This is a genomic window from Dyadobacter sp., assembly GCF_017744695.1.
In the GTDB taxonomy this organism is placed as follows: Bacteria; Bacteroidota; Bacteroidia; order Cytophagales; family Spirosomataceae; genus Dyadobacter.
Genome location: NZ_JAGIAS010000002.1, coordinates 691,387 through 704,776 on the forward strand (window position 1 = coordinate 691,387; position 13,390 = coordinate 704,776).

Sequence of the window (13,390 nt, forward strand, 5' to 3'; positions counted from 1 at the left end):
TATTTTTTATTTACAAACATATTTTAAATCTCCGTGCCCATGGCCGGGTCGCTGATGCTATGTTTACCCGTTTCGATCCTCCCTGCCAAACGGCGCAGATATGTTTCCTGGTTTTTGAACCGAACCGCAAGATCATACCAATTCCCCTGATTGCCACAGGTCCACTCTCTGGTTAGCCTCTTGCCAGCTGGTATCGTAACGTTTACAGGCTTCGATGGATTGTAGCTATCTGCTATGGTTACTTCCGCGGCCGATTGGCCGGGGTTTCGCAGTTCCAGACGTAGCATACCCTTGCTAGGGTCATAACTCGCCTTTACTTCGGGCTCCATACCTGCGCTGGTCCCCGAAAAACAACGAAAGTAACCATTGGGGCCAAAAACTTCCAAGCCATACCCCTCAGATTCAGGAGCAAGCGCCCATTCATCCGAAAGTGACTTCCCCGCCTCCACGGTGTAACGCCGCGGGATCCGGTCGAGGTGTTTGAGGTCGTATACATGAAAGACAGCCCCAACAGTGCCCTTGTTTTCAAACAGCAACGCAATTTTATTTGAAATTACCTTCGCGTGCGTATGCAAGTGATAAGGGAGCGCGCGTGAGTAACGCGTCCCCTTTTCCTGGAATAATGGCCCGGGCGATTCAGGCGCGGTAGCCCTGGGGAGTTGTCGGGACGCCTCTTCAATGCTCGCATAGTCGGCGGTTTCCGGCAATGGCGGAAAAACGGGATCATTCGGTGTGACAAAATCGAACGCCGAAGTCAGGTCGCTACTCACGGAGCGGTGCCACGGACTGATCGCCGGAATCACCACATTGAACCGTTTTTCGAGAAACTGCCCGACAGAAGTGTGATCTGCGATTTCGGAGTTGACCCAGCCGCCCTTGCTCCAAGGCGAAATAATGTACATCGGCACGCGCGGCCCCATGCCCCACGGACGGGCATTGCCTGTAATTGTGTCGCGTTTGTCCTGGTAAATGCGTGTCCGCACCGGTCCGCCCTTTTTCATGTCGGCCTCGTGGAAAGGATTGGGAAAATCGGAAATGCCTTTGTCATTGTTAAAATACATTCCGGCGAGGTCGATCGTGGATTTCCCGGCCAGCGATCCGTCCGCGTTATAAGAAGGAACGGCCGGTGCCGGAAGGTGATCGAAAAGCCCGTCGTTTTCATCAAACGTGAGGAAGAACACGGTTTTACTCCAAACCTCCGGGTTAGCGGTGACGGCGGCCAGCACCTGGTGCGTAAAATCGCCTCCGCGGTTCGGGCTCGACGGCCCGCTGGGGTGTTCCGAATTGCTTTGTGACGGCAACACCCAGCTCACCTGCGGCAAGGTGTTGTTTTTCACGTGCTCCGTCAAGTCGCGGATCGACCAGTGCTTCATACCGTTTTCATAAATTGGCGAACCAGGTTTGGCCGTGCGAAAGCTTTCAAACGCCAGGCAGCCATGCATGGCGCCCGTCCAGTTATCGTTCGGATCCTGGTAAATACGCCAGCTGACGCCCGCCTTTTGCAGAACGTCCGGGATAGTATCCCATTTAAACGCATTGCCGCGATAGGTATACCCGGGATCGGGCATTTTCCCTTCTACCCAACAGCGCAGATTCACCGGTTCGGAATCGGCATCGGTACAATTGATACCGGCGGCGCGCTTTTCCGGGTCTGCGTTAGAACCCGACCAGAAAACGATCCTGTTCGGGTCGGTACCTGTCGCGATGGAGCAATGATATGCATCAGAAATCGTAAAGGCCTCTGCCAGGGCATACTGGAACGGAATTTCTTCCCTCGTATAGTAGGCCATGGAATACGGCGTCTTGAACATCGGCCAGAAGCCATATTTACCCTGATTCCAGGCCGCTTGCGTGTCAGGAAAATCATGGGGCGTTCCGTTCACGAGCGCCGCGTTGACCGTCTTTTTATCGGCACGATAAGGCGAATATTCGCGCTTTCCGTCCGACTGTACAAATGCACGCTTACCGCTTTCGAGCGGGATCGGAAACCGGTCACCAAAACCCCTGACGCCTCGCATTGCACCGAAGTAGTGGTCGAAAGAGCGGTTTTCCTGCATCAGGATCACCACATGCTGCACATCGCGGATCGTTTTGGTAGGACTGTACGCCTTCACAGCCAATGCTTTGCGGATTAATGGAGGCAACAAATTCAACGCAGCCCCGGCCCCCGCAGCTCCCGCAGATATTTTAAGAAATTTCCGACGATCTATTTCCGACATTTTTCTGAATCAGTTTTTCAGTCAAAAGGCGGAATAGCATTGCATTTAACCGACTGTCGTGATTTCCCTGCACAATTTCACATTCCGTTAATCCGCCGAAACTAGCCGTTTACGAATCGGTGCCTCTACCCCTGTTACCAAAGCCCGTTTACGCCGTCTAAATCAGTATTAAAATCGGTAAAATGTTTACCAAATCTGTAAACTTTTTTGTATTTTTATGGGGTACTACTTAGAAGATAAACTAACCGGCGAACGACTGCCGGCGGTCATCAGCAGGCTTTCCAGAAAAGAGGTAATGCTGGTCGGCAAAAAGCAATTTCACTTTGATTGGAAAACAGAAGCTCTCTACGAAGTGTACGGCCTAAAACTTGTTCGCTCGCGTGAAATTCTTGGCCTTATTTCTCTTGATTACCAAGCCAGCAATCGCGCGATAGAGATCCGATTGATTGCGAATGCGAGCGAGCATACCGGCAGACGAAAGCGATACGAAAGGATCGCCGGATCACTGATTGCTTTCGCTTGTTCGAAATCAGTCGAAGCCGGATTTGGTGGTTTTGTTTATCTGAGGCCTAAAACCAAGATAATCGATCATTATCGCTCCGAATATGGTTTCAAGTATACCGGTTTTTCGATGATTATAGAGGGATCTAATAGTGAAATTTTAATTAACAGATATCATGAGGACACCAACTAAAAGTGAACGAAAAGTAATCGAGAGATTATTCAGGGAATATACACTTGAAGAGCTTGCTGATGCTTTTGTATTTCCGGTTGATCCACCTACTGAAGAACAGCGTCTGGCAGAAGAAGAATTCTGGGCGGAGCGACGAAGACAAATGGCCAATCGCACGCCGGAAGAGCTGAAACAATCCAAAATGTTGCAAATCAAGTACCAGATACTCAACTATATCGACCAAATCGATCCCAAAGAGCACTGGAACTTCCAATACTTCCTTAATGAATACATCCGCGCGCAGGACAAGAAGGATAAGGAATTTGCCGATGATGTGGATGTGAAACCTTACGTCCTCAGCCAGTATCTGAATGGCCATCGTACCCCGCCGAAGGAGTTCCTGATCCGCCTTGAGCTGCATTCCAATGGTCTGATACCAGCGTCATGGTGGCTCAGGCTGCTGCAAAAATCAAAGGAGGCGGAGCTTATGCAGGATACCGCTATTCGTGAGCAGGAAAGCAAGCACGTCAAAAATAAAATCGAACTTACGCTTTAAACGATCATATTACGTCGAATGAACTTACGCGCATTCTCCATTCGCTACCTCCTGCTGGTGGCGGTTTTCACTGGCTTTCATTTCGCCGCGCTGGCTGCCGATACGCTCCGGGTCGAAGGTGGCAGGATTTCGGGCACCAAGAGTTCGGATGGCCGGATCAATATTTATAAAGGCATACCGTTTGCGGCACCACCAGTTGGAGATTTGCGCTGGAAAGCACCGCAGCCGGTAAAAAAGTGGAGCGGCGTGCTGGCCTGTGACAAGTTCGGCCCCAGCCCGGTGCAAGGGGAACCGGCACCTTTCAGCATGTGGAGTGCGGAATTTCTGATCCCTGAAACACCTATCAGCGAAGATTGCCTTTATCTCAATGTATGGACTGAAAAGCAAGGCAAAACAGCCGCCAAAAAACCGGTAATCGTCTGGATTTACGGCGGCGGCTTTGTGAGCGGCGGCGCAGGATGCGCGATTTATGATGGCGAAGCAACGGCGAAAAAAGGCGTTGTTTTCGTCAGCATCAATTATCGTGTGGGAGCATTCGGTTTTTTTGCGCATCCCGAATTAACCAAAGAATCAGGAAAGAATGCCTCGGGGAATTACGGATTGATGGACCAGATCGCCGCTTTGAAATGGGTAAAAAAGAACATTGCGCAGTTTGGCGGCGATCCCGACAATGTGACTATTGCAGGCCAGTCAGCAGGATCTATGAGCGTTAACTGCCTCGTTGTGAGCCCACAGGCAAAAGGGCTTTTCAACAAGGCAATCGCCGAGAGCGGCGCCGGATTTGGCAGAAACTATCCTTCGTTGAAACAGGCGGAAAACGGTGGTTTGAAGGTTGGTCAGGAGCTGGGGGCCGCATCTCTGGCAGAGCTCAGGAAGCTTCCTTCCGATGTGATCCTCAAAAAGGTATTCACATTCCGGGCGCCGATTGTCGACGGTTTTGTACTCCCTGAACCTATTTCCGTCATTTACCAGGCCGGAAAACAAAACCCCGTAACGCTGCTGACAGGTTGGAATCAGAATGAAAATGCGGTAGAGAAACCGAAAACCGCTGCCGAATTTCAATCTGCTTATAACCAGCTGTTAGGCCCGGCTGCGCAAACTTTTTTTCAATACTACCCGGCCCAAACCGACGAACAAGCGGCCCATTCACAGAACGAACTTGCGCGTGACGGGAGCTTCGGTATGCAAAACTACGCGTGGGCGCTGGCGCAGTCGCGGCAGAACAAAGGCGTATACCTGTATCGTTTCACGCGAAAGCTGCCTGCTAGGGGCATCTATGCCCGCTATGGCGCATTCCACACAGCCGAGGTCGCCTATGCGTATGACAATCTCCGTTTCATCGATCGCGCATTGCGGCCACTGGAAGCAACCGACGATCAGATTGCAAACGTCATGTCCGCCTATTGGGTGAATTTTGTCAAAACAGGGAATCCGAATGGCACAGGCCTGCCGCAATGGCCCGCATTTAATTCGAATGCCCCCCAAATGATATTACTTGGCGACGAAATAAAAGCAGGGCCACTGGCCGAACAGGCCGCGCTGGATTTCCAGATTGAACAGGCCGCCAAACGGTAGAATTGGCTGGAAGCCGGCTTAAAGCGATTGTAACCAGTCAACCCAAACCGGCTTCCCATGTTTATCAACCGAAAAACTTTCCTTCAAAACCTCTCCCTTGCTGCCGGAGCAGCGCTACTCTCTGATTTCGCGCAGGCTAATCCTTTTTTTGGAAAAAAGCCTAAAATGCAGCTCGGGTTTGTGACATACCTCTGGGGCAAGGACTGGGATGTCCCTACGTTGATCAAAAACCTTTCCGAAACCCACATTACGGGCGTCGAGTTGCGCGTAGAGCACGCGCACAAGGTAATGCCCGACCTCACTTCCGATCAGCGGAAAGAGGTTAGGAAGCAATTTGCCGACAGTCCGGTCAAAATCATCGGGTTGGGAACTAACCAGCAATATGATTATCCCGATCATGACAAACTGAAAGCGTCAATCGAGCGTACTAAAGAATTCATTCGTCTGAGCGCTGATGTGGGCGGCACCGGCGTAAAAGTGAAACCCAATGCATTGCACAAGGAAGTGCCTACCGAAAAGACACTGGAACAAATCGGGCTCGCATTGCACGGATTAGCAGGTTATGCAGCCGATTTCGGCCAGCAACTCCGGCTGGAAGTCCACGGCGAGGAAACACAGGAGCTCCCCAACATCCGCAAGATTATGGACTATGCCAATCACCGCAATGCCAGAATATGCTGGAATTGCAACAAGCAGGACCTGAACGGGCAGGGCTTTCAATACAATTTCGATCTGGTCAAAAAGTATTTTGGCGACACCTGCCACGTCCGCGAACTCGACCGCACCGACTACCCGTACCCCGAGCTGATCGATAATCTGGCCAAAATGGATTACAAAGGCTGGGTATTGCTCGAATGCCACACCAATCCCGACGACAAGATTGCCGCGTTGAAACAACAGCGCCAGGTTTTCGACACCATGATGGCCAAATATTAACTACCAGCGAACAGCCTTGAACTTCCAGCCGGGCACCTTTTTCTGCATTTCGATCTCGTCGTCGCGTTTTTTAAGTCCGCAGGCGATGTAATTCTGATGCAGTTTTTGGAGCGCTTTGCGATCCAGCTCTACACCCAAGCCTGGGCCGGCCGGGACTTTCACGCTGCCTCCCTCGAATTGGATGCGTCCACCCACAATTACCTCATCGCTTTGCCAGGGGTAATGCGTGTCCAGGGCATAAGGAACATCGGGCAATGCCGCACCAAGATGTACCATAGCAGCCAATGAAATACCTAAATGGCTGTTGGAATGCATTGATAGGCCGCGCCCAAACGTGCGGCAAATGCTTGAAAGTGTCATCGATGCCTGCAAGCCTCCCCAGAAATGGTGATCGCTGAGGATTATATCTTCGGAATGCAGCTCGATGCTTCGCGGAAGATCGCCGAAAGACGTCGTACACATATTAGTTGCCAGCGGGATACCCAGCTCTCTGCGCACTTTTGCCATATTCTCCTGGCCACGCACGGGATCTTCGAGGTATTCGAGGATGCCTTTCAGCTCGCGCCCGTAACGGATCGCCGTTTCAACTTCCCATATTGCATTCGGGTCGACGCGCAACGGTACATCCGGGCCAAACGCCTTATGCAATGCCAGCATCGAATCAACTTCGACGCGCGGCTCAAACACCCCGCCCTTTAATTTAATAGACTGAAAACCAAACTCCTTGCACATCGCTCGCGCCTGCTCAACAATGCTTTCGGGATCCAGTGCGGCAGCCTGACGCGCGGCTGCCCAGCCAGTGGCGTCCGGATCGGTACCGAATTCCAGCGGGCCACCTGCACCTTCATATTTATAAAACAAATACGCTGAAAACGGTACGCGGTCGCGCATTTTGCCGCCGAGCAAATCCACCACCGGCCGGCCGGTGATCTTGCCGATAATATCCAGACAAGCCACTTCCACCGAACTGAAAATATGTACCAGCTTCCGCTGGTCCCAGGGAGCATCCCCGCGCGCCGCGGCCGACTCCGTACCGAAATGATTGGTCAGTACCTGCCGGATCAGGTTCAGGTTGAATGGGTCCAGACCTATCAGCAACGCCCTGGCTTCTTCCAGTGCGGCATCGATGTCGCTGTTGCCGGGGATTTCGCTAATGCCCGAAATGAGGTCGTCCGTCACGATTTCAACAACCGTACGCAGCGCATAAGGCGCATGCAAGCCCGCAGCATTCAAAAGCGGCGGGTCAATGATAGCAATGGGTGTAATGTGAATTTCGTGGATTCTGGACATCGGTGCGGGCTGAATGAATGAATGAATGATTGAATGATTGAATGATCCGCCGTGGAACGGGGAATGAGTGAATTTTGAATGAGTGAATGAGTGAATGAGTGAATGAATTTTTAAGTGATTGACAAACTGTATGTTCGTCGAGTGATTAAAGGTATGCCGGGCAAAAATTTTAAAAATTTTAAAAGACCGTCGCCTAACTAAATTAATGCCTATTCAATCATTCAAAATTCTTTCACACATTCACTCATTCACTCATTCACTCATTCACTCATTAACTCATTAACTCATTAACTCCTCGCCTCCTCCGCAGCCGCCTGTATGAGCCCTTTGATATACCCGTAACTAAAAGCGAATGCCTCGTTGGTGGAACCGGGTGCTTCGTGGTGCGGGACGTGGTCGGGCATAACCATGCCGTCGAAACCGACGTCGCGCAGTGCCCGCACGCATTGCAGGAAATTCATATCGCCGTTATCGGGATACACTTCCTGGAAGTTATTCCAACCGCCCTTGATGTTGCGCAAATGGATATTGAAGATCTGCTTCCGGTCGCCCACCCATTTGATGATCGGCAAAATCTCGGTTTTAGGGTCCTTCAAACCTTCGGCAATCGAACCGATGCAAAAGTTGAACCCGTGCCACGGGCTGTCGTACAATTGCGCGAACCGTTTGATCCCCGCAAAAACATCCGGGCTGTTCCAACGGGTGATGCCGCGGTAGCCGACAGGTGTCGGCGGATCGGCAATGTGGTTGCCGAGCCTCACTTTGTACTCCTTGGCAACGGGCAGGCAGCGGTCGAGCAGGTAGGTAATGCGCTCGAACATCATATCGATGTTGACGTCGCCGGCAATGGTTTTGGGGTGATTTTGCTTTAATGCTTCTTCGTAATTCCAGGTACTGTAACTCGCATTACCCCGTTTCGGGTCGGTGGTACGGCCTGTACGCAGCACGGGAAGAATAGTGGTATTGTAGTTCAAAAGCGGCACGCCGGTTTTGCCTGCAACCATGATCATTTGCTGCAACTGCTCGATCTCGCGGTCGCGCTGGGGACTTTTTCCGAGCATGACGTTCGGAAAAATCGCCTTATCGATTCCCGAAGAAGCCAATGGCCAATGGTAGGCATCCAGGCTGATCCCGTATTTCTCGCAAGCCTCCCGTTTACGCATGGAATCGTCGAGATCCCATCCTTTGCCTTCGATGATTTTCGGGGCGCCTCCGTCGATATTGTACACGCCGTGGCGTGCCTTAAATTCAAGGTTTTCGACCGTGGTACCACCCGACTGGCAGCCCACTTTCATCAAGACCTTCTTTGGTTCAACTTTTGTGGCCTCCGTCTGGCGGACAGCCGCATTTACCTCATTTTGGCCCAATACCGCGGCTCCTACCGAGCCGGAGGCGAGCACCTTTACAAACTGATGTCTTTTCATGATCTGATTCGGTTAAGGTGTAATTATCAAAACCTGTTAGTCCTTCAATGCGAGAAATAGCGCACTATGATCGAGCTCACCGTTGCCCTGCTGCATGGCGGTTTCCATTTGCTTAGCCACGGTTTCGGTTCCCGGGAGCGCGAGATCGAGCGCACCGCCGGTTTTGAGCGCAATGTTGATGTCTTTTTGATGTAGTTTGATTTTAAAACCGGGTTTAAAGTTCTGATCGATGATCCGCTGACCGTGAAGATCGAGAATACGGCTTTGCGCAAAACCTCCCAGCAGCACTTCCCGCATTTTAGCAAGGTCTACGCCCGCTTTTTGGGCCAATGTAAATGCCTCTGCCACGGCCTGGATCGTTTGCCCGACGATCATCTGGTTACAGGCCTTGGTCGTTTGGCCGGCCCCCGGTTCGCCGATATGCACGATATTCCTGCCCATCGCCTGAAACATCGGCAACGCCCGCGCAAATGCCGGCGCATTACCGCCTACCATAATGGACAGTGTAGCTCCCTCCGCGCCCACCTGCCCGCCCGAAACCGGCGCATCCAGCGCCTCCACGCCCTTTTCCTGCATGATATCAAAGAGTTTCCGGGCAACCAGCGGCGCAATGGTCGACATATCGATGAATAAACTTCCCGCGCGAATGCCTTCCAGAATACCGCCATTGACCACTTCTTCGACCTGCGGCGAGTCGGGCAGCATCGTGATAATCACGTCGCTTCCGGCCGCCAATGCTGCCGCGTCGGGCCATACCTCGGCGCCTGCCTCCTTCAACGCACCGGATGCCTGGCTGCTCCGCAGCACACCTACCCGGAAGCCTGCCTTCAAGAGGTTGAGCGCCATTGGCTTACCCATAATACCTAGCCCTATAAACCCGATTTTCTCCATCTTCTTCAACTAACTATCTGTTTTAAAATGATTAAACCAAAGGGAATACCTTCGCCGCGATCATCAGCACCACCAGGCCCACGCACCCCATGACCACCAACATCGGAGAGAAAGTTTTCAGAGCCTCCCGCTCCGTGAGGTTACTGATCTTGACAATGATCCAGAAACCGGCGTCGTTCATCCATGGCACGAGCTTGGATCCGCAGCCGATCGCCAGGCCGAGGTACAGCGGGTGATATTCCAAATGGGCGCTGGTAGCCATCCCCGACAGAATACCGGAAGCGGTAATCAACGCCACCGTCGCTGAGCCCTGCGCCGTACGCACGACCGCGCTGATCACGAATGCGAGCGGAATGAGCGTCATCTGGTAATCAGCGGTGAGCGCGGCAATGCGCGAACTGATGCCGGTTTGCTGCAAAATCCCGCCAAATGCGCCGCCCGACGCGGTGATCAGGATAATGCCCCCGCCACTCATCAATGCGGCTTGCACAAAGGCCGAAATGTCTTCCTTGTTACCCTTCTTCCGAACAGCCAGCAGTATCAGGGCAATCAGCCCTCCGCCCACCAATGCGATGTTTTTGTCGCCGATCAATGCTATAAAATCTACCAGGAAATGCGCCATGGAAGACTCGGGGGTGAATGCACCCGATTTGGTCATTGATCTCAGGATATTATCCAGGCAAATAAACACCAGCGGAAAAGTGACCGGTAACAGCGAGAACCACAGCGGCGGCAGCTCCTTGTCGTCCTTTTCGGCCAGCGAACGGATGTCGGCAAGGCGCGCGTCGAGCGAGTCACGGAGTTCGACAGGCCATTTGGCATTGGCCCATTTGGCAAACAGGAACCCAGCCGTGATCGTCACCAGCCCCAGTAATGTACCGCCGGCCATCATCATGCCGATGGGGATATTCATTTCACCAATCAGGAACAATGGCCCCGGCGCCGGAGGAACAAACGAATTCGCCATTGCTGCACCGCCGGTAATAGCGAGTACGAGCAGTAAGTAATTCTTCCCGATGCGCATACTCACGGCTTTCGCGAGCGGGATCATCAGGAAAATCACAATGTCAAAAAACACCGGTACGCCCAGGAAAAAGCTGCTGATCAGGAATGCAAACGGCGCGTTGTTGACGCCCGTCACCGCCAGCATCGACCGGACAATGCGTTCCGCGGCACCGCTTTCGAGCATGGCTTTGCCGATAATGGCGGCCATGGCGATCAGGATGCCGATTTTACCGCACGTACTGCCAAATTCCGTGGCAATGCGCTCGCCTATGCTCTTTTTCGCCAATGCCGCCGCGGCCTCCGGCGACGATCCCTTCGCGATCGCAAATGCCTCGACCGACGCAGCCGGCGTGAGCAGCGCTACCACAAATGCGGCCAGGATAAGCGCCAGAAACGGGTGCAGTTGCAGGAAAATAATGCCTCCTACCACGATGATCACCCCGATGAGCAAAATGAAAAGCGGGTCGTTGATTAAAACAGTCATTAAAGTCATGAAAGTCAGGTTTAGGATGGGCGGAGATCGTTCAGCTTTTTGGCCATCGTGCGGGCTCCTTCGGCCACAAAGGTGGCGTCGGAACCACAGGCGATGAACCGGATGCCCAATTCGCGGTAGGCCTGGTATTCGTTCGTATTGAAAAACAATATCCCCACTACCTTTCCAGCCTTTCGGGCTGCTTCGCACGTTTCGCGAACGGCTTCCCGGAACTTCGGATGATCGAACTGCCCGAAAATACCCAGCTCCATCGAAAGGTCGGCCGGGCCGATAAACAGCACGTCGACACCATCGGTATTGGCCACGGCGCCAAGGTGGTTGAGGACTTCCACGGTTTCGATCTGCGCGATGCCCAGGATACTGTCCCGGCTGTTGTCGTAATATTCCTGAAAATGCTGCCCGAATCCCGTTGCACGCACCATTTTGGCCACGCCACGGGTGCCAAATGGCGGGTAATGCAGGCCCTGTACCAGCTTTCGTGCCCCTTCCGCATTCAGGATTTTGGGACACATTACCCCCTCGGCGCCCATATCAAGCACCCGGTGAATCCGCTGGCTTTCGGAGCTTTCGACGCGTACGATCGCCGCCGTGGGCGTATGTTCGAGCGCCTGCAACTGGTACAGCACATCCTTTTCAGAGCCGGCCCCGTGTTCCAGGTCTATCAGCACCCAATCGAATCCGGCCAGGCCGACGATCTCAGCGGTGAGGGAACTGCCGGTATTGAGCCAGCAGCCATGCAGGGTTTCCCCGTTTTGCAGTCTTTTTTTCAGGTTTTTCATTCAAAAATCGGTTGATACAATGCTATTTCTTGTCCCACCACACCCGCGTGTCGAGCAGGTCAGGGCCTTGCACGACGATCGCTTTCTGGACATTGTCGTGGTTCACGTTCAATTCGGCGTCGGTGTAGGTCAGCCGGCGGATAAATGGTTCAGTTTTGAGGTCGCTGCCGGGGTAAGGATTGGGTTTCAAAACCGGAAAACCACTGCGACGGAAGTTTGCAAATGCTTCCGGGCCGATCAGAAACGACGCTACCCAGTATTGCGTATTGATTTCTTCCAGCTCCTTGCCCGCATGCAACGGGTGCGCGGTGACGTACGATGCGATGGCCGCGTCGCCAATAGCCGTTCCCGCGCCATACATCGCGAACTGTTGCATATGCGCCTTGACACCTTCCGAGTATAATGCCGCCGCATCGCCGGTCGCCCATTTACGGACCACCGCTTCGGCCAGCAGCAATTGGGTTTGGGCGTAGGTAACGAGGAAACTTGGGGCGGTTAGTCCGGCCATCCGTGTCCTGTCGAGCTGACTGTAATCCCAAAGGCTCGCCAATTTCTTGGCCGCCACATCCGCGCTGATCGTCGTATTGTCGTATCCCTGCGGCATGCCAATCTGCACCGCCACCGACCGGTTCGCCTTTGCCTCCACCTGGTCTGCCCCGCTTTGCGCGCCTACGTAACGCACAGCGATGGACGCAAGGCGCGGGTCATTGTTCGTAGCCAAATAGGTTACAAATTCATCGTCCAGATAATAGAATGCCGATTGCCCGCCGTTCAGCGAACTTCCGACCGGATTGGTAAAACTGGCTGTATGCCGGATCACCGCATTATCCTGATTGGATTGCATGACTCCTCCGATTACCGCCTTTGCCACATATTCGGCAGCCTTCGTCGGGTTGATTTTCGAGAGCCGCATAGCCGCCCGCAGCAGCAACGAGTTGCCCAGTTTCTTCCATTTCAACACGTCCCCGCCATAAAGCACATCGCTCGAAACGGCGGTTTTAGAAACGTCCAATGCATTGGAGGCAGCATCCAGCTCGGCGAGGATATCGTTGTAAATGGCCTCCTGGCTGTCGTACGCGGGTGTGGTGTTGCCGGTCAAAAAACCTGAGCCGGCCTCGGCATATGGAATATTGCCATAAGTATCACTTAGTACCATGAATGCGTAGGCTTTCCAGATCCGTGCCATGTGGTAAAGGTTACTGCGGCTGGCATCATCTTTCGTTTTTGCTACAACATCAGCCAATTCTTTGATAATCGTTCGGTAATAGGTATTCCAGTTGCCGGATGTTACGCCGCGATTGTCCTGGTTAAAATTCGCGGCCGATCCCTGCCCGCTGAAAGGTGTGATCATTTGCTTGACAATCGTGGTTTCGTAGCTCAGGTTGCCATAGACCGGCGCGCTGTTTACGATCGTGGTATTGAGCTGATAGGCGGGGTTTACGGCAGTGAGGGCAATGGGATTGATATTCATTTCATCAAAACCGCTGTCGCAGGCATGCATGACCATCATGCAAATGCCGCTGATTAATATTTGTAGTGCCTTTTTCAT

General features: G+C 52.8%; 11 protein-coding genes. 4 read left to right on the plus strand and 7 right to left on the minus strand.

Going from position 1 to position 13,390, the window contains the following annotated elements; translation table 11 throughout:
* Positions 1-23: 23 nt before the first annotated feature.
* On the minus strand, positions 24-2,219 hold the full coding sequence (locus tag J7619_RS10470; RefSeq protein WP_291197694.1) for a phosphocholine-specific phospholipase C: 2,196 nt from the start codon (positions 2,217-2,219) through the stop codon (positions 24-26).
* Between the two features lie 217 nt (positions 2,220-2,436).
* On the opposite strand from J7619_RS10470, the gene J7619_RS10475 reads away from it, so the two are divergent.
* Genes J7619_RS10475 through J7619_RS10490 form a run of 4 tightly spaced genes read left to right on the plus strand, consistent with a single transcriptional unit; the run spans position 2,437 to position 5,959 of the window.
* Positions 2,437-2,913 carry an N-acetyltransferase gene (locus J7619_RS10475; RefSeq protein WP_291197696.1) on the plus strand — a complete coding sequence of 159 codons (477 nt, stop codon included), beginning with the start codon at positions 2,437-2,439 and terminating at the stop codon, positions 2,911-2,913.
* Complete coding sequence (locus J7619_RS10480; protein WP_291197698.1) at positions 2,897-3,448, plus strand: hypothetical protein; 552 nt, start codon at positions 2,897-2,899, stop codon at positions 3,446-3,448. The genes J7619_RS10475 and J7619_RS10480 overlap by 17 nt, the downstream gene beginning before the upstream one ends.
* An 18-nt stretch (positions 3,449-3,466) precedes the next feature.
* Entirely contained in the window at positions 3,467-5,023 is a 1,557-nt protein-coding gene (locus J7619_RS10485; protein ID WP_291197700.1) for a carboxylesterase/lipase family protein, read from the plus strand.
* 57 nt (positions 5,024-5,080) lie between these two features.
* Entirely contained in the window at positions 5,081-5,959 is an 879-nt protein-coding gene (locus tag J7619_RS10490) for a sugar phosphate isomerase/epimerase (RefSeq protein WP_291197702.1), read from the plus strand.
* On the opposite strand, the gene J7619_RS10495 is transcribed toward J7619_RS10490, so the two are convergent.
* The 6 genes from J7619_RS10495 to J7619_RS10520 form a co-directional block, all read right to left on the minus strand.
* Positions 5,960-7,249, minus strand: coding sequence for an enolase C-terminal domain-like protein (locus tag J7619_RS10495; protein WP_291197704.1), 1,290 nt, complete (start codon positions 7,247-7,249; stop codon positions 5,960-5,962).
* Positions 7,250-7,536: 287 nt separating this feature from the next.
* Positions 7,537-8,673 (minus strand): mannonate dehydratase, encoded by a 1,137-nt coding sequence (locus tag J7619_RS10500; RefSeq protein ID WP_291197706.1) that lies wholly within the window; start codon positions 8,671-8,673, stop codon positions 7,537-7,539.
* Between the two features lie 36 nt (positions 8,674-8,709).
* The gene (locus J7619_RS10505) at positions 8,710-9,564 is read right to left on the minus strand and encodes an NAD(P)-dependent oxidoreductase (protein ID WP_291198301.1); all 855 of its coding nucleotides are present in this window, start codon (positions 9,562-9,564) and stop codon (positions 8,710-8,712) included.
* 31 nt (positions 9,565-9,595) lie between these two features.
* Positions 9,596-11,062 (minus strand): GntP family permease, encoded by a 1,467-nt coding sequence (locus J7619_RS10510; protein ID WP_291197708.1) that lies wholly within the window; start codon positions 11,060-11,062, stop codon positions 9,596-9,598.
* 11 nt (positions 11,063-11,073) lie between these two features.
* A complete protein-coding gene (locus J7619_RS10515) occupies positions 11,074-11,841 on the minus strand; it encodes an HpcH/HpaI aldolase/citrate lyase family protein (protein WP_291197710.1) in 768 nt (255 codons plus the stop codon).
* 22 nt (positions 11,842-11,863) lie between these two features.
* Positions 11,864-13,390: a SusD/RagB family nutrient-binding outer membrane lipoprotein gene (locus tag J7619_RS10520; RefSeq protein WP_291197712.1), complete on the minus strand. Its 1,527-nt coding sequence runs from the start codon at positions 13,388-13,390 to the stop codon at positions 11,864-11,866.

Bases quoted from the DNA above. Each gene is read 5' to 3' on its own strand.
- J7619_RS10480 (WP_291197698.1), top strand. From the start codon at position 2,897: ATGAGGACACCAACTAAAAGTGAACGAAAAGTAATCGAGAGATTATTC.
- J7619_RS10500 (WP_291197706.1), bottom strand. From the start codon at position 8,673: ATGAAAAGACATCAGTTTGTAAAGGTGCTCGCCTCCGGCTCGGTAGGA.
- J7619_RS10520 (WP_291197712.1), bottom strand. From the start codon at position 13,390: ATGAAAAAGGCACTACAAATATTAATCAGCGGCATTTGCATGATGGTC.
- J7619_RS10475 (WP_291197696.1), top strand. From the start codon at position 2,437: ATGGGGTACTACTTAGAAGATAAACTAACCGGCGAACGACTGCCGGCG.
- J7619_RS10510 (WP_291197708.1), bottom strand. From the start codon at position 11,062: ATGACTTTAATGACTGTTTTAATCAACGACCCGCTTTTCATTTTGCTC.
- J7619_RS10490 (WP_291197702.1), top strand. From the start codon at position 5,081: ATGTTTATCAACCGAAAAACTTTCCTTCAAAACCTCTCCCTTGCTGCC.
- J7619_RS10515 (WP_291197710.1), bottom strand. From the start codon at position 11,841: ATGAAAAACCTGAAAAAAAGACTGCAAAACGGGGAAACCCTGCATGGC.
- J7619_RS10505 (WP_291198301.1), bottom strand. From the start codon at position 9,564: ATGGAGAAAATCGGGTTTATAGGGCTAGGTATTATGGGTAAGCCAATG.
- J7619_RS10470 (WP_291197694.1), bottom strand. From the start codon at position 2,219: ATGTCGGAAATAGATCGTCGGAAATTTCTTAAAATATCTGCGGGAGCT.
- J7619_RS10485 (WP_291197700.1), top strand. From the start codon at position 3,467: ATGAACTTACGCGCATTCTCCATTCGCTACCTCCTGCTGGTGGCGGTT.
- J7619_RS10495 (WP_291197704.1), bottom strand. From the start codon at position 7,249: ATGTCCAGAATCCACGAAATTCACATTACACCCATTGCTATCATTGAC.